General features: G+C 76.1%; 14 protein-coding genes. 8 read left to right on the top strand and 6 right to left on the bottom strand.

The features are described from left to right. Window positions 1–47 precede the first annotated feature (47 nt). Entirely contained in the window at window positions 48–824 is a 777-nt protein-coding gene (locus tag E4U92_RS09900) for a PaaX family transcriptional regulator C-terminal domain-containing protein (RefSeq protein WP_137299929.1), read from the bottom strand. A 73-nt stretch (window positions 825–897) separates the two neighbouring features. On the opposite strand from E4U92_RS09900, the gene E4U92_RS09905 reads away from it, so the two are divergent. Both E4U92_RS09905 and E4U92_RS09910 read left to right on the top strand, forming a co-directional pair. Beyond that, window positions 898–2556 (top strand): acyl-CoA dehydrogenase family protein, encoded by a 1659-nt coding sequence (locus tag E4U92_RS09905; protein WP_137299930.1) that lies wholly within the window; start codon window positions 898–900, stop codon window positions 2554–2556. A 137-nt stretch (window positions 2557–2693) separates the two neighbouring features. After that, the gene (locus tag E4U92_RS09910; protein WP_137299931.1) at window positions 2694–4712 is read left to right on the top strand and encodes a HEAT repeat domain-containing protein; all 2019 of its coding nucleotides are present in this window, start codon (window positions 2694–2696) and stop codon (window positions 4710–4712) included. A gap of 83 nt (window positions 4713–4795) precedes the next feature. On the opposite strand, the gene E4U92_RS09915 is transcribed toward E4U92_RS09910, so the two are convergent. After that, window positions 4796–5380 (bottom strand): Rv1733c family protein, encoded by a 585-nt coding sequence (locus E4U92_RS09915; protein WP_137299932.1) that lies wholly within the window; start codon window positions 5378–5380, stop codon window positions 4796–4798. A gap of 281 nt (window positions 5381–5661) precedes the next feature. Here E4U92_RS09915 and E4U92_RS09920 point away from each other — a divergent pair, with 281 nt between their 5' ends. The 4 genes from E4U92_RS09920 to E4U92_RS09935 all read left to right on the top strand — a co-directional run bounded on the left by E4U92_RS09920 (window position 5662) and on the right by E4U92_RS09935 (window position 9643). Then, window positions 5662–6747 carry a WD40/YVTN/BNR-like repeat-containing protein gene (locus tag E4U92_RS09920; RefSeq protein WP_137299933.1) on the top strand — a complete coding sequence of 362 codons (1086 nt, stop codon included), beginning with the start codon at window positions 5662–5664 and terminating at the stop codon, window positions 6745–6747. A gap of 117 nt (window positions 6748–6864) precedes the next feature. Next, the gene (locus E4U92_RS09925) at window positions 6865–7542 is read left to right on the top strand and encodes a uracil-DNA glycosylase (RefSeq protein WP_137299934.1); all 678 of its coding nucleotides are present in this window, start codon (window positions 6865–6867) and stop codon (window positions 7540–7542) included. Continuing rightward, window positions 7539–8579, top strand: coding sequence for an N-acetylglucosamine kinase (locus tag E4U92_RS09930; protein ID WP_137299935.1), 1041 nt, complete (start codon window positions 7539–7541; stop codon window positions 8577–8579). Before E4U92_RS09925 ends, E4U92_RS09930 begins: the two co-directional genes overlap by 4 nt. 143 nt (window positions 8580–8722) lie before the next feature. Beyond that, window positions 8723–9643 carry a sirohydrochlorin chelatase gene (locus E4U92_RS09935; protein WP_137299936.1) on the top strand — a complete coding sequence of 307 codons (921 nt, stop codon included), beginning with the start codon at window positions 8723–8725 and terminating at the stop codon, window positions 9641–9643. A gap of 109 nt (window positions 9644–9752) precedes the next feature. Here the strand turns inward: E4U92_RS09935 and E4U92_RS09940 are convergent, their stop codons facing one another. Next, a complete protein-coding gene (locus E4U92_RS09940; protein WP_137299937.1) occupies window positions 9753–10814 on the bottom strand; it encodes a lactonase family protein in 1062 nt (353 codons plus the stop codon). A 196-nt stretch (window positions 10815–11010) separates the two neighbouring features. Beyond that, window positions 11011–12534, bottom strand: a complete 1524-nt coding sequence (locus E4U92_RS09945; RefSeq protein WP_137299938.1) for an FUSC family protein — start codon at window positions 12532–12534, stop codon at window positions 11011–11013. A gap of 292 nt (window positions 12535–12826) precedes the next feature. Here E4U92_RS09945 and E4U92_RS09950 point away from each other — a divergent pair, with 292 nt between their 5' ends. Then, the gene (locus tag E4U92_RS09950; RefSeq protein ID WP_137299939.1) at window positions 12827–13303 is read left to right on the top strand and encodes an Lrp/AsnC family transcriptional regulator; all 477 of its coding nucleotides are present in this window, start codon (window positions 12827–12829) and stop codon (window positions 13301–13303) included. Window positions 13304–13434: 131 nt separating this feature from the next. Here the strand turns inward: E4U92_RS09950 and E4U92_RS09955 are convergent, their stop codons facing one another. Continuing rightward, the gene (locus E4U92_RS09955) at window positions 13435–14253 is read right to left on the bottom strand and encodes a LysR family substrate-binding domain-containing protein (RefSeq protein ID WP_137299940.1); all 819 of its coding nucleotides are present in this window, start codon (window positions 14251–14253) and stop codon (window positions 13435–13437) included. Between the two features lie 59 nt (window positions 14254–14312). Here E4U92_RS09955 and E4U92_RS09960 point away from each other — a divergent pair, with 59 nt between their 5' ends. After that, complete coding sequence (locus tag E4U92_RS09960) at window positions 14313–14702, top strand: DUF5997 family protein (protein ID WP_137299941.1); 390 nt, start codon at window positions 14313–14315, stop codon at window positions 14700–14702. Here E4U92_RS09960 and E4U92_RS09965 read toward each other — a convergent pair. Next, entirely contained in the window at window positions 14665–15639 is a 975-nt protein-coding gene (locus E4U92_RS09965) for an EamA family transporter (protein ID WP_168725080.1), read from the bottom strand. The genes E4U92_RS09960 and E4U92_RS09965 overlap by 38 nt on opposite strands. Window positions 15640–15690: the final 51 nt, after the last annotated feature.

Below are 15690 nucleotides of genomic sequence, written 5' to 3' on the forward strand. Positions count from 1 at the left end.
CGCGTGGAGTGGTCGCCGTGCGCGCGCGAGGCCCGGCGGGCGATCGGTCAGGTGGCGCGCCCGGCCGACACACCGCGCACCGAGTCGGTCAGCTCCCGGCGGTAGCGGTCGTAGGCGGCGCGCAGCGGGATGCCGGGCCAGTCGGCGGGCAGCAGCGCGGCGGGCAGGACGGGGTCGGCGCGCAGGTGCCGCACCACGGCGGCGTAGGTGGTGAAGCGGTCGGCGGGGTCCTCGGGGCGGTCGGCACGGCCGAGCAGGGTACGGGCGGTGGCGGCCCACTCGTCCAACGGCCAGAGGGCTGCGGCCAGTTCCGCGGCGGGCTCCTCGGGCCGCGCGGTGAAGCACCGTACGGCTCCCGCCAGGGCGGCGGGGAGCTCCGCGGCGAGACGGCGGTCGAGGTTGGCGGGGCGCAGCCACACGCCCTCGCGGAGTTCGGCCAGGCGCAGGTCGGTCAGCCGGGCGCGCAGGTCGGCGCGTTCGGCGGGGCCGCGCCCGGTCGCGGTGATCACGACGGTCTCCCAGTCGCCGTGCCACGCGTGCGTGAGGGGGTGCACGGCCTCGTCCTGGCGGCGCCGGCGCTCCAGCAGCCGGTCGCTCAGGCCGTGGACACCGTCCGTACGCCGCAGGTCACCGGCGGCCACCATGCGGCTCAGCGCGGCCCGCAGGGTGGAGCCGCCGATGCCGAAGGGCTCGACCAGCCGCACGAGGTCCTTCACCGGCAGTTCGGGCGGATCGGCGCCGAGCAGCAGGCTGAGCACGACCGACCGCGCCGACAGGGGCCGCAGACCGGCCTCGCCGGGGTCCTCCGCCACGTTCCTCCGCATGGCCAGGTACCTTACGCGCGGCTCCCCGTATTGCAGTATTGCTGCGCTCGCAGCGAAGGTGCAACATGGCCGCATGGTCCAGACACCCGCGCCGCCGCAGCCGTACGCCACCCACGCCGTCACCAACCAGCCGCCGCCCCTCGCGCCGTACGACGCCTCCGAGGACGCCGCCCTGTTGGAGGGGCTGCGCCGGGAGGGCGCGGGCTGGGCCGAGGAGGCCGTCCGCCGGCTGGGCCGCCGGGCCGGCAGCGCCGAGGCGCAGGAGTGGGGCGGGCTGGCCAACCGGCACGCGCCCGTGCTGCGCACGCACGACCGGTACGGCCACCGCGTCGACGAGGTCGACTTCCACCCGAGCTGGCACCGCCTGATGCGGGTAGCGGTGGAGGAGGGGCTCGCGGGAGCGCCCTGGGCGGACGCACGGCCCGGTGCCCACGTCGCCCGGACCGCGGGCGGCCTGGTGTGGGGGCACACGGAGGCCGGGCACGGCTGTCCGACGTCGATGACGTACGCGGCGGTCCCCGCGCTGCGCCGGCAGCCCGACCTCGCCAAGGTGTACGAGCCGCTGCTCACCTCGCGCGCGTACGACCCCGGGCTGCGCGTGCCCGCCGACAAGCGCGGGCTGCTCGCCGGGATGGGCATGACGGAGAAGCAGGGCGGCTCCGACGTGCGCACCAACACCACGACGGCCACCCCGACCGCCGAGGCCGGCGTGTACACCCTGCGCGGGCACAAGTGGTTCACCTCGGCGCCGATGTGCGACGTCTTCCTGGTGCTCGCCCAGGCCCCGGAGGGGCTGTCCTGCTTCCTGGTGCCGCGGGTGCTGCCGGACGGCACGCGCAACCCGTTCCGCATCCAGCGCCTGAAGGACAAGCTCGGCAACCACTCCAACGCGTCCTCCGAGCCCGAGTTCGACGGGACCGTGGCGTGGCTGGTGGGGCCCGAGGGCCAAGGCGTGAAGACCATCATCGAGATGGTCAACTGCACGCGCCTGGACTGCGTGATGTCGTCGGCGACGCTGATGCGCAAGACGCTGGTGGAGGCCGGTCACCACGTGCGGCACCGCAGCGCCTTCGGGGCGCGGCTGGTCGACCAGCCGCTGATGCGCAACGTCCTGGCCGACCTTGCGCTGGAGTCCGAGGCGGCCACGACCCTCGCGCTGCGGCTGGCCGGGGCGGCCGACCGCGCGGTGCGCGGGGACGAGGGCGAGCGGGCGTTCCGGCGCCTCGCCACGGCCGTCGGCAAGTACTGGGTGACCAAGCGCGGTCCGGCGTTCACCGCGGAGGCCCTGGAGTGCCTGGGCGGCAACGGCTACGTCGAGGACTCCGGCATGCCCCGCCACTACCGCGAGGCGCCCCTGCTGTCGATCTGGGAGGGCTCCGGCAACGTCAACGCCCTCGACGTGCTGCGCGCGCTGGGCCGCGACCCGGCGACGGTGGACGCCCTGTTCGCCGAACTCGCCCCCGCGCGTGGGGCGGACGCCCGCCTGGACGCCTCCGTCGCCCGCCTCAAGGACACCCTGGCCACGGCGACACCGTCCGGTGCGCGCCGGCTGGTGGAGCTCATGGCGCTGACGCTCCAGGCGTCCCTGCTGGTCCGGCACGCCCCCGCAGCGGTGGCCGACGTCTTCTGCGCCACCCGGCTGGGCGGCGACTGGGGACACTCCTTCGGCACGCTGCCCGACGGCGCCGACGTGGACGCGGTCCTGGAGAGGGCGTTGCCCGCGGGGGACTGAGCGGCCGGGGCCCCCGCCCCTGGGGGTTCCTGTGAGTCACGGCTCGATTCCGCTTCGTTGTCAGTGGCGTGGTGCAGACTCGTGATCAGCCGGTCCGACCGCCGGCGCGTCCGACACTTCGTCCGGGGGAGGACAACGTGTTCACGGGGATCGACGAGGTCGACTGGGCCTCGCTGCGGCATGCGGACGGCAGCGCGGAGGACGTGCCCGGAGTGCTCAGGGGGCTGATCTCCGCGGACCCGGCCGAGCGCGGCACGGCGCTCGACGAGCTGTACGGCTCGCTGCACCACCAGGGCCGGGTCTACGACGCGACCCTCGCGTGCGTGCCGTTCCTGCTCCGGCTGGTCGCCCACGAAGGGGTGCCGGAGCGGGCCGGCCTCGTGGACCTGCTGGTGAGCATCGGCGACGGCGAGCGGGACGGCGGCGTCGGGGCCGTGCGCGCCGGTGCGGAGGTGTTCGTCCGGCTGACCGCCGACCCGGACCCGGAGGTGCGCCGGGCGGCGGCAGGCGCGGTCGTGCGCTTCCTCGCCGAACCGGCGCGCGCCCTCGCGGTGGTGCGGGAGCGGCTCACGGCCGAGCGCGAGGACGGCGTCCTGATCGGCCTCGTCGAGGCCCTGGGCCTCCTCGCCCGGCGCCGCCCGTCGGTGGCGGGCCAGGCGCTGGACCTGCTCGCGGCCTGGAGCGCCCCGCCCTCCGGGCCCGCCGTGCGGCTCGCCGCGCTCGCCGCGCTGACCGCCTGCGCACCCGAGCGCGTACCGCCGGACCTGGTGACGACGGTCCTGTGGCTGCTGCGGGAGCGGTCCGCGCGGCGCACGCGGGTGCCCCTCGGACCCGGCCGGCCGGACGGGGACTCCCTGGTGCACCGGCTGCACGGTCCGCACTCGTCGGACGAGGAGGGCGCCCGGCTGCTGCGCACGCTGCACGCGGCCCTGGACGACCGTCTGACCGAGCGGGCCGCGCTGCTGGAGGGCCAGCTGACCTGCCCCGACCCGGCCGACCGGTGCAACGCCGTGTGGATGGCGGGGGCGCTGGTCCGCGAGTGGCGCGGGGACCACACGGTCACCGTGACGCTTCTAGGAGAGCAACTCGTCGAGGAGGAGGGGCGGTTGCGGCACGCCGCCGTCTCCGTGCTGCGCACCCTGTTCGCCTTGGCCGCTCCGGCCGCCGATCACCTGTACGCGCTCGTGAGCGCCCGCCCCGATGACTGGGTGCGGCCCCGGCGCGGCCCCGGCCCGGTGCTGGGGGCTCCCCTGGACGCGCTGGCCCGCACCGGGGACGCCCGGGCGGTGCCGGCGCTCTCGGAGGTGCTGTCGGCCCCGGAGCCCCCGCGCGACGTGGGCTCCGCCGTGCTGTGCCTCGGCCGGGCCGGGGCTCCGCTGGTGCCGGCGTTGCGGCGGGCGCTCGGCCGGGTCCCGCTCGACCGGCCGGGCGCGGTGCAGCGCGCCGCTCCCCTGGTCCGGGCGCTCGGGGCACTGGGCGCGGCGGACGCGGTGCCGGAGCTGGTGCGGCTGCTGGAGGGCGTAGCGGGCCCGGGTGCCGGGCTCACGGAGGTCGCGCTGGAGGCCCTGGAGGGCATCGGGCCCCCCGCGCGCGACGACGCCCTCCCCGCCATACGGTCGGCACTGGGCGGAGAGCACGCGGGTGCGGCGGCGGCCGCGCTCTGGGCCGTCGAGCCGGACGCCTCGGCCGTCCTCCCCGTGCTGTGCGGGGAGTTGGGGGCGGACGACGCGCGGCGCCGGACCCTCGCAGCGCGCCGGCTCGCCCGGCTGGGCGCGGCGGCCGGGGCGGCACTGCCCTCCCTGCGCCGCCGCGCGGCCGACGGGTACGCGGCGCGGGGTGGACGGTTCGTGCGGGACGAACGGGACGCCGAGGAGTGCACGGCGCTCGCGTGTGCGGTGTGCGCGATCAGCGGCGGGACGGAGGAGGTCGCCCGGCCCCTGCGGGACCTGTGGACGGCTCACCCTCCCGTCCGGCGGGCCGTCGCCGCCTGCCTGGCGGGCCTCGGCCCGGCGGCGGCACCGCTGCGGGACCTGGCCGTGACGGAGCTGACCCGGCTCCGCCGGCACACGGCCCGGCCGCCCGGACACGGCAGCCACGACGTACCCCGGGACGAGGAGCTGCTGCGGCTGTGCCGGGAGGTGGTGACCGCGGCATGACGGCCGGGGCCGGTCGGCACGGTCCCGGCCGGCCGGGGCCGGTCGGCGGTTTCGGCTGGCCGGGATCGGTCGGCCCGGCCCGGCTAGCCGGGCTGTCGTCGGCCCCACAGCGGGTCGAAGCGTGCCCAGTCGGCGTCCCACTGGTCCACGCGGCGGCGCTCCAGCCGGCCGCGCAGGACGCGGCCGCCGACGAAGGGGACGGCGGCGGACGCGCAGCCCGCGAGGACACCGACCAGGGCGGCGCGCACCCGGGCCTGGCCGGGGTCGGCGGGCTCGGTGACCAGGTGGCCGCGCGGGTCCGTCCACACCGTGACCACGCTGTAGGCCGCGCTGCCGGGCTCCACGCGGACCTGGCCCGTGTGGGACGAGCCGTCCGGCGCGGTCCAGCGGACCTTCGCCCAGACCCGGTCACCGGCGGCGCCGGGCTGCGCGGACGCCTTGCCGGGAGCCTGTTCGGTCAGCAGACCCTGGGTCGGACGCCAGGCGGCACGCTCCCGGGCCAGCTCGTGTTCCACGGCACCGGCGGCCGCCCAGCCGGTGACGACGCCGACGAGGAGCGTGAGCGCCCAGGCGCCGAGCAGCACCCAGGCCTCCAGCGTGTCGGCACGGCGCTTGAGCGGGTTGCGCCGCCAGCGCCACAGCCACACCTTCCGACCACGGAACGCCATCGAAGGCTTCCTCCTCGTCAGCGCGCGAACCTCGCGGACCTGCTGTCGCCCTTCCATACGGCGGCGGCCGCCCGGATGCTCAGGACGACTCCCTCGTCCCGACGGTCGCACGGGTCCCCCACCTCGCGCACGCCGACGGCCGAAGATGGCCGACCCGCCGCTCCCGTCCGGCCGCCGTCGCCGTCGTGACCTGCGGCGACACCATCCCGAGGGGTGACTGTCAGTGGCTGGGTGCAGACTGGCCGGTGTCTGGGACAAAGACGTCGCGGAGGTGGCCGGAGATGACCGAGGTACTGCTCGCCGTGGGCACGCGCAAGGGCCTGTTCCTGGGGCGCAGGCGCGGGGACACATGGGAGTTCGACGACGCGCCCGCTTTCAACGCGCAGGCGATCTACTCGGTCGCCATCGACACCCGCGGCGGCCGTCCGCGGCTGCTGGCGGGCGGGGACAGCGCGCACTGGGGCCCGTCCGTGTTCCACTCCGACGACCTCGGCCGCACCTGGACCGAGCCGTCCAAGCCGGCCGTGAAGTTCCCCCAAGACACCGGTGCCTCGCTGGAGCGGGTGTGGCAGCTGCACCCGGCGGCGGCCGAGCCGGACGTGGTCTACGCCGGCACCGAGCCCGCCGCGCTGTACCGCTCGGAGGACCGCGGGGAGAGCTTCGAGCTGGTGCGTCCGCTGTGGGAGCACCCCACCCGCTCGAAGTGGGTGCCGGGCGGCGGCGGTGAGGGCCTGCACACGGTGCTCACCGACCAGCGCGACCCGCACGCGGTGACGGTCGCCGTCTCGACGGCCGGGGTGTTCCGCACGACGGACGGCGGGCGGAGCTGGACCCCGTCCAACTCCGGGGTGGCCGCGGTGTTCCTGCCGGATCCGAACCCGGAGTTCGGCCAGTGCGTGCACAAGGTCGCCCGGGACGCGGCCCGTCCGGACCGGCTGTACCTGCAGAACCACTGGGGTGTCTACCGCAGCGACGACGCGGGCGCGCAGTGGACCGACATCGGCGAGGGCCTGCCGTCCACCTTCGGCTTCGCGGTCGCCGCGCACCCGCACCGCGGGGACACCGCCTATGTGTTCCCGATCAACGCCGACGCCGACCGGGTGCCCGCCGGGCACCGCTGCCGGGTCTTCCGCACGTCGGACGCGGGCAGCTCCTGGGAGCCGCTGACGGAGGGCCTGCCGCAGGAGGACCACTACGGCACGGTGCTGCGCGACGCCCTGTGCACGGACGACGCGGATCCGGCGGGCATCTACTTCGGCAACCGCAACGGCGAGGTGTACGCGTCGGCCGACGACGGCGACACCTGGCGGCAGTTGGCGTCCCACCTGCCCGACGTCCTGTGCGTGCGGGCCGGCGTGGTGGGCTGAGCGAGAGAGAAGCAAGGAAGAGAAAAACCAGGGGGGCACGCCTGTGCGCACATTGTTCCGGCCGGGTCTGGGCCATCGGTTGATCGTCACCTCGTTTACGGCAGTAGGGTGACGCCCGTGGCACCACGACCCTTGCATGAAATCGTCGAACCGGGCTGGGCGAAGGCCCTGGAACCCGTCGCCGGACGGATCGCCGCGATGGGCGAGTTCCTGCGCGCGGAGATCGCCGCGGGACGCACCTACCTGCCGGCCGGGGCCAACGTCCTGCGGGCCTTCCAGCAGCCCTTCGACGAGGTCCGTGTCCTCATCGTCGGGCAGGACCCCTACCCCACGCCGGGGCACGCGGTCGGCCTGTCCTTCTCGGTCGCGCCGGAGGTGCGCCCGCTGCCGGGCAGCCTGATCAACATCTTCCGGGAGCTCAGTGCCGACCTGGGGGTGCCCCAGCCGTCCAACGGCGACCTGACACCGTGGACGCGGCAGGGCGTGCTGCTGCTCAACAGGGCGCTCACGACGGCGCCGCGCAGCCCGGGCGCGCACCGCGGCAAGGGCTGGGAGGAGGTCACCGAGCAGGCGATCCGCGCCCTGGCCGCGCGCGGCAAGCCGCTGGTGTCCGTCCTGTGGGGCCGTGACGCCCGCAACCTCCGCCCGCTGCTGGGCGACCTGCCCTCGGTGGAGTCCGCACACCCGTCGCCGATGTCGGCCGACCGCGGCTTCTTCGGGTCGCGTCCGTTCAGCCGGGCCAACGACCTGCTGATCCGTCAGGGCGGGCAGCCCGTGGACTGGCGCCTGCCGTGACCGGCGGCCCGCCCGGGCGGTCCGGAGTCCTCGCCGTCGACTCGGGCGGCTCGGGGCTGCGCGTCGCGGTGCGGGTGGTCACAGGGGAGGCGGGAGCACCCGGCACCGCACCGCGGGACGCCGTGCCGCAGGGGGCGACGGCCGAGGAGGTCACGAAGGAGCCGGTACGCACCGGGCCCCGGGGCATCGACCCCGGGCACCTGATGGAACAACTGGTCCCGGCCGTACGGTCGTTGACGGCCAGGACCGGGGTGTCCCGCCTGGCGGCGGCCACGGTGGGCGCGGCCGGCTTCGGGACCTTGGGGGACGCCCTGCGCGCCGAGCTGCCCGGCGCGCTGGCCCGGGAGTTCGGCGTGCGCAGGGTCGCGCTCGCCGCCGACGCCGTCACCGCCTACGTCGGCGCCCTCGGGGTGCGTCCGGGCGCCGTGGTCGCCGCCGGTACGGGGCTGATCGCGCTCGGCACGGACCTTTCCCGCTGGCGCCGGGCGGACGGCTGGGGCCATCTGCTCGGCGACTGCGGCGGCGGCGCCTGGATCGGCCGGGCCGGCCTCGAGGCCGCCGTACGCGCGCACGACGGGCGGCCCCGTGGGTCGGCGGCGCTGCTGGCGTGCGCGCAGGAGGAGTTCGGGCCGGTCACCGGGTTGCCGGGGGTGCTGTACCCGCGTGCGGACCGGCCGGCGGTGCTGGCGTCGTTCGCGCCGCGGGTGGCGGACTGCGCGGCGGCGGACCCGGTGGCCGCGGAGATCCTGCGGGCGGCGGCCCGGCACATGGCCGACTCGGCGGCGGCGGTGTGCCCGGCCGGGGAAGAGGCCCGCGTGGCCCTCACCGGCGGGGTGTTCAGGATGGGCGAGGTCCTGATGGCGCCGGTGCGCGAGGAGTTGGCCCGCCGGCTGCCGCACGCCCGCACGGTGCCGGCCGAGGGGGACCCGCTGCACGGTGCGACCGCCCTCGCCACCGCACTGGCCGGGAACAGTCTCGCGCTGCCGCTGGACGCCTCCCTGTTGCACGTGGTGACGTCGGCTCCGGGCGAGGCGTAGGGCACCGTCCGGGACAAGTCGTACGGAAAACACGCTGATCACTTCTGATCCGTACGTAACTCATCAGACAAAAGCGGACGGATACCGCTCACCTGCACCCTCCCCGAACAGGGGAGCCACGGAAACAAGTAACATGCGGCGCCATGAGCTCCCCCACTGGGCCCGCGTCCGGCCTGCCAGTACGAATGCCGCGCCCCCGCCAGCCCGGGCGGCACCGCCGACCCGAGCCAGTGGCGGCTCCCGAGGGCGCGCCCGCGCTCGTCCTCGCGGTGCCGGGCACGCCGGGCGAGGCCACCCGCGGCCTCGCCGAGGAGGTCGTGAGCATCGCCCGCTCCGAGCTCCCCGGCCTGGACGCGCGCATCGGTTACCTGGACGGGGACGACTCGGAGTACCCCACGCTCCAGTCCGTGCTCGCCCGGGTCGCCGAGGAGCGCACCGCGCGGTACGAGCTGGCCGTCGCGGCCGGCGCGGACGTGAAGGAGCCGGACGGCCCGGTCGCGGTCGTCGTGCCGCTGCTCGCCGGGCCGGACAGCGCCCTGCTGCGCCAGGTCCGCCAGGCCGTCATGGAGAGCCGCGTGGCGGCCGACCTCGCCGACGTGCTGGGCCCGCACCCGCTGCTCGCCGAGGCGCTGCACGTGCGGCTGTCCGAGGCGGGCCTGGCCCGCGCGGACCGCGCCCGCCTGTTCACCGTGGCGACGGCCGCCGACGGCATCATCCTCGCGTCGGTGGGCGGCGAGGAGGCCGTGCAGGCCGCCGGGATCACCGGCATGCTGCTCGCCGCGCGCCTCGCCGTGCCGGTGATGGCCGCCGCGCTCGACCAGGAGGGTTCCATCGCCTCCGTCGCCGAGCAGCTCCGCTCGTCGGGCTCCCAGCAGCTCGCCCTGGCGCCGTACCTGATCGGCCCGGAGATCGACGGCTCGCTGCTCGCCGCGGCGGCCGAGGAAGCCGGCTGCCCGGCGTCCGAGGCGCTCGGCCCGTACCCGGCGATCGGCAAGCTGGCGCTCGCCAAGTACACGACCGCCCTGGGCATCGCCCCGCAGCCGCAGGGCGCGCCGGTGCGCTGACCCGGCGTCGCCACGGCCGTACCACGCGAAGGGCCCGCTCCCCCGGAGGAGGCGGGCCCTTCGTCGTGTCCGGAGCAGTGCCCGGGGTGCGGAGAGGTGCGCGGGACGCTCAGCGCGTCGCCGGTGCGGGGGCGTCGTCGAACACCACGCACGACGCCGCCGGTACGGCGATCGAGCCGCCCCGGGCCGGCCACCCGGTCGCCGGGTCGACGTCGAACCAGGTCACGTCGCCGGAGCGCTCGTTGGCGGCGTACAGGCGGCCGTCGGACAGGGTGAGCGCGCGCGGCCAGTGGCCGCCGCAGGGCACCGTGCCGACGAGCCGCAGGGCGTCGCCGCCGTCCTCGACGGCGAGCACCGACAGCACGTCCTCGCCGCGCGTCGCGGTCCACACGAACCGCCCGTCGGGCGCCACGACGATCCCCGACGGGTAGGCGTCGCCGGCCGGGACCGCCGGCAGCACCGGCACCTCGCCCAGCGGCTTCAGCGCCCCGTCGGAGGCGTCCCAGCGGCACACCGTGACGGACGGCGTGAGCTCGTTGACGACGTACGCGTGCGTGCCGTCGGGGTGGAAGGCCAGGTGGCGCGGCCCGGAGCCGGGACGCAGCGCGCTCTCACGGTGCACGGTGAGGGCGCCGTCGCGCAGCGTGCAGACCCGCACCGAGTCGGTGCCGAGGTCGACGCTGACCGCCCACCGCCCACTCGGGTCGGGCTGCACCTGGTGGGCGTGCGGGCCCTGCTGGCGGGGCGTGTACGGGCCCGAGCCGGTGTGGGCCAGGACGGCGGACGCGGCCCGGGCGAGCGTCCCGTCCGGGCGGACCGGGAGCGCGCTGACGCTGCCGGAGCCGTAGTTGGCGGTCAGGACGTGGCCGTCGTGCACGCTGAGGTGCGTGGGACCGCTCCCGCCGACCGGCACCGGAGGTCCGGTCCGCTCGGGCGTGTCGCCGGCCACCCGGTACGCGGCGACCGCGCCGTCCGAGGTCTCGCTGACCGCGTACAAGGTGGCCCCGTCCGGGGAGAGGGCCAGGTAGGAGGGGTCGGGCACACCGTTCACGCTGCTGAGCGCAGACAGCGCGCCGCTGTCCGGATCGACGGCCGCCGTCACGATGCCGGGGCCGCCGGCTGCCGTGAACGACCCGATGAACGCCCGCCGCCGCATGCCGCCGTCCGCCACCGCTGTCCCCTCTCGCCCTGTCCGGGTAGCCGCTGTCCCGAGTGACGGTAGCAGTCGATCTCGTGAGGTCTAGACCAAGAATGGCCACTTGACTGTGAGTCGTGCACGCGGCGACGGACGACGGCAGGGGGCGAGGGGCCGGGGCCCGCGTCCTCCCGCCTGCGCCTGTTGCGCCTGTTGCGGCTGTTGCGCCTCCTCAGGCGTCGACCAGCGTGGCTCGCACGGGCGTGCGCAGCGGGTGGGCGAGGTCGGCGAGGGCGCGCTCCAGGCCGTGCAGGTGGGCGAGCGGGCCGTGCGACGGGGACGGCTCGGGCGTCGTCAGGGGCGCGGGGGCCGGTGCGGTGAGCGGCTCGACGACTGCCGCCGGCCTGTCCGTGAGCGCTTCCACCGCGGCCTCGACCCGCCGGCAGGCCGCCGCGAGGCGCGCGTCGTGGGAGGCCTCCGGGTCGGTCGCGACGGCGACCAGCCCGCGGATCTCGCGGGCGCAGGTGTCGAGCAGGTCGAGGACGCGCCGGGCGCGCGCCTTGCGGGCGAGCACCGGGTTCAGCGGGTGCACCAGCGGCGCGACGGCGAGCCGCACGCGCCCGAGGAGCTGCTCCAGCTCGGCGACCCGCCGGGCCGGGTCGGCCGTCGGGTGCCCCGCGAGCCGGGCGGCGGCCTCCGCGGTGCAGGCGTGGACGCAGCGCAGGGCGCGCTGGATCCAGGCGTCGGTCACGGCGTGGGTGGTCACCGGCAGGACGAACAGCACGGCGAGCACCGCACCGAGGGCGCCGACGCCGGTCTCGGCGAGGCGCAAGGCCAGGAGGCCGGGGCTGAGGACGCCGAGGAGGCCGTAGAGCAGCTCGGCGAGCAGGGTCACCCAGAGCATCATCCAGGTGTAGGAGACGGCGGCCGTGTAGAAGATGCCGAAGACGCTGACGGCGACGAGCACGGCCGTCGGCACGGGCGCCCCGGCGACCGGCACGGCGACGACCATGCCCAGGCCGATGCCGATGACGGTGCCGAGCACCCGGCGGAAGCCGCGGACCAGGGTCTCGCCCCGCGAGGTGGTGTTGACGAAGATCCACCAGGTGGCGCCGACCGCCCAGTACCAGCGCTGCCCGGACACGAGCTGGCCCACCACCAGGGCGAATCCGGCACCCGCGGTGGCCTGCACGGCCTGGCGGGTGGTCACCCGGGCGAGACCGGTGCCGCCGGGCGGGGCGGGGACGGCGGCCGGGGGCGTGCGGCGCTCGTAGCACCAGGCGCCGAAGCGGACCGCCGCAGCGCTGAGCACGGACAGCGTGAGGGCCGCGTACAGCTCGGGGAGCTGCGCGGCGGTCGCGTGCAGGAACTGCGCGACGAAGAACATCATGAACGCGAAGACGCCCAGGCTGTGCCCGCGCGGACCCCAGCGGCGGGCGTAGACGCCCGCGCCCGTGACGGCGAGGAAGGCCAGGTCCCGGGCCACGGGGACGTCGTGGAGCAGCGCCGCGGCCGTGAGGACGGGCAGGCCGACGACGGGCAGCAGGACGGTGGTGACCGCCTGGCGGCGGACCGTCGCGTCGGCGACCGTGAAGAGGGCGAGCAGCGCGGCCAGTCCGCCGGTGACCGCCCCCGTCAGGGAGTGTCCGGCGAGGCCGCAGACCACGACGGCCAGCCCGATGCCGAGGACGGCCCGGGCGGCGAAGCGCAGCCGCGCCCGCCCCGGGTCCGGAGCCACGAACACCCTCTTCAACACTGTGTACCGCCCCCTGTGCGACAACTGCGGACAACTCCGGGCGCCGGTCGGTGCACCGGCATGGAAAAGGCGCCGCGGGATCCGCAGCGCCATCGACCCCACCATGAGAGCATCCCGGACGCCATCTGCTCAAGCCACCTCCGTCCCACTGGTCCATTGGCCCACCAGAGGTCGGTGCCGGCGGGCCGTCGGCGAGCCAACGGACCAGGGCGTGCGGCTCAGCGGTGCGGCATGGGGCTGGGCCATTGGTACAGTCGGCGCGATCAGGTACGGAGCGAGGAGGCCGGGCGCCATGGCCGTGGACGAGTTGGACACCCGCATCCTCAGGCTGCTCCTCGAGCAACCGCGCACCAGCGTCCGCGAGTACGCCCGCGTCCTGGGCGTGGCCCGGGGCACCCTGCAGGCCCGTCTGGACCGCCTGGAGCGGGACGGCGTGATCACCGGGACGGGGCCCTCCCTCTCCCCCGCGGCGCTGGGCCACCCGGTGCTGGCGTTCGTGCACATCGAGGTCACCCAGGGGCACCTCGACGACGTGGGCGACGCGCTGGCCGGGGTACCGGAGATCGTCGAGGCCTTCTCGATCACGGGCGGCGGGGACCTACTCACCCGGGTCGTCGCCCGGGACAACGCCCACCTCGAGGACGTCATCCAGAAGCTGATCAGCCTGCCGGGCGTGGTCCGCACCCGCACGGAGGTCGCCCTGCGCGAACGCGTGCCGCACCGGCTGCTGCCGCTGGTGGAGGAGATCGGGCGGGCGACCGGGAAGTAGCCGGGAGGGGCTGCGGTCACGGAACACCGATACGGGGCCGTCCCGCGACCTCCGACCCGCGACCCGCGAGGCGACCGGTGAGCGATGGCCCTCGCTGCGAGCCGCAGCCCGTGCTACGTCCGCGGCCTGCGCTACGACCGGCGGCGCGGCCGTCCGCTGCCGCCGCTGCGTCCGCCGCCACCGCTCCGCCCGCGGGGCGCTCCGCCGGAGCGGGTGCCGCCGGACCGTGTACCACCGCCGGATCGCGTGCCGCCGCCGGTGGGCTTCCCACCGGCACTCTTCGCGGAAGCCTTCCCGCCGGCCTTCCCGCCGCGCTTGTCGTCCGCCTGCTCCGGCTTCGTGCGGCCCCGCGTGCTGTTGACCGTGCGGCCGCGGACGATGCCGATGAAGTCCTCCACCAGGTCGGTGGTGGCCTCCTCCGGCCAGGACAGCGCGACACCCGACCGGGGCGCGTCGGTGAGCGGGCGGTAGGTGAGGTCGCGGCGGTGGTGCAGGCGGGCCAGGGACTGGGGCACGAACAGGACGCCGATCCCGGCCGCGACCAGTTCGATCGCGTCGGCCGTGGTGGCCGGGCGCTCGAAGGCGGGCTCGCCGGGCGGCCGGTCCCAGCCGAGGACGTCGTCCAGCGGGTGCAGGACGACCTCCTCGGCGAGGTCGTCGAGGCTCACCTCGTCCGCCGCGGTCACCAGGTGGTCCTTGGGGACCACGACGACGGTGGTCTCCGTGTAAAGAGGGATCGCGCTGAACACCGTACGGTCGACCGGCAGCCGGACCAGGCCGGCGTCGGCGTCGCCGTCGCGCAGCAGGACGGGTGCCTCGGCGGCGGTCGTCTGCAGGAGGGTGAGGGGGGTGTCCGGGTGGCGTTCGCTCCAGACCCGCACCCACTTGGCGGGCATCACTCCGGGGACGTAGGCCAGCCGGAACGTGGGGGAATCCGCCGAGTCAGTCACCCGGTCAAGGTTACCGGCTGTGGTCAGGGCCCTTCCCCGCGGCGGATAGGCTGGACGGCATGACGTCGCACCAGAGCGCCCAGACCATGAAGCCCGCGACCGCGGCGAAGAAGCTGGGCGTGTACCTCCCCGCCACCCCCGCCGAGTTCCAGCAGGGGTCCGTCTCGCGCACCGAGCTGGACGAGCTCCAGGCGAACCCGCCCGAGTGGCTGCGCGAGCTGCGGCACAACGGGCCGCACCCGCGTCCGGTGGTCGCCGCGAAGCTCGGCGTGTCCATCTCGGGCCTGGCCCGGGGCGGTGTGACGGAGGCGCTCACCACGGAGCAGATCGAGGCGCTGAAGAGCGAGATGCCGGAGTGGCTGGCCAAGGAGCGCGCCACGCAGGCGGAGGTGCGCAAGGAGGCGGCCCGCCTCAAGCAGCGCGACGCCGAGCGCGCCGACTCCGCCTGACCGACGGCCGCTTCGGGGCCCGCCCGGAGGGGGCCAGGATGCTGAGGGCGTTCGCGAGGACCACGGCCGCGACCGCCGCCCAGTCCAGCAGGCCGAGCCGCTGGCCCAGGCCGATCCACCCGACCAGTGCGGCGAGCACCGGGTTGACGCTCATGAACAGGCCGAAGGCCGCCGCGGGCACCCGGCGCAGGGTGAACAGGTCGGCGAGGTAGGGCACGGCCGAGGACAGCACGCCGGCGGTGACCGCGCAGCCCAGGGCCGGGAGGGTCGGCGGGGTGCGGACCGCGAGGACGACACCGACCGGCAGGAACACCAGCGCCGACACCAGCGCGGCCGCCGCCGAGCCCTCGGCGCCGGGCAGGCGCCGGCCGACGGTCCGGTTGAGCAGGATGTACGACGCCCAGCAGGCCGCGGCCAGCAGGCCCAGGCCCATCCCGACGTAGTCCGTCGACGGCTGCGGGCGCATCAGCGTGACCGCGCCCGCCGCGGCGGCCACCGCACAGCACGCGTCCACCCGGCGGCGCGCGGCCGCCAGGGCCAGGGTGAGGGGCCCGAGGAACTCCAGGGTCACCGCGAGCCCGAGGCCGATCCGGTCGATCGCCGTGTAGAGGGACAGGTTCATGGTCCCGTAGACCAGCGCGAGCAGCAGGACCGGTGTCCACTCCCGCCGCGTGAACGAGCGCAGCCGGGGACGGCCCACGGCGAGCAGGACGACCGCGGCGACGTACTGCCGTACCGCGACGACCCCGGCGGGCCCGAGCACCGGGAAGGCGAGCGAACCGATCGCCGCGCCGGTCTGGTTGGACACCCCGCTGCCGACCATGGCGGCCACACCGGCCGCTCGGCCTCCGGACGGGGCCGGCGCGGGGGACGGCTGGGGACCCGGCGGCGTCAGCGGCGCAGGGGTCCCGGCGGCGGAGGGGGAGGCGGCGGACATACCCGGAGCGTGCACCCGTTCCGCCGTTGCGCAAAATGCATTCTTCGGCCG

Origin of the sequence: Streptomyces galbus, from assembly GCF_005280195.1 — a bacterium.
Classification (GTDB): domain Bacteria; phylum Actinomycetota; class Actinomycetes; order Streptomycetales; family Streptomycetaceae; genus Streptomyces; species Streptomyces galbus.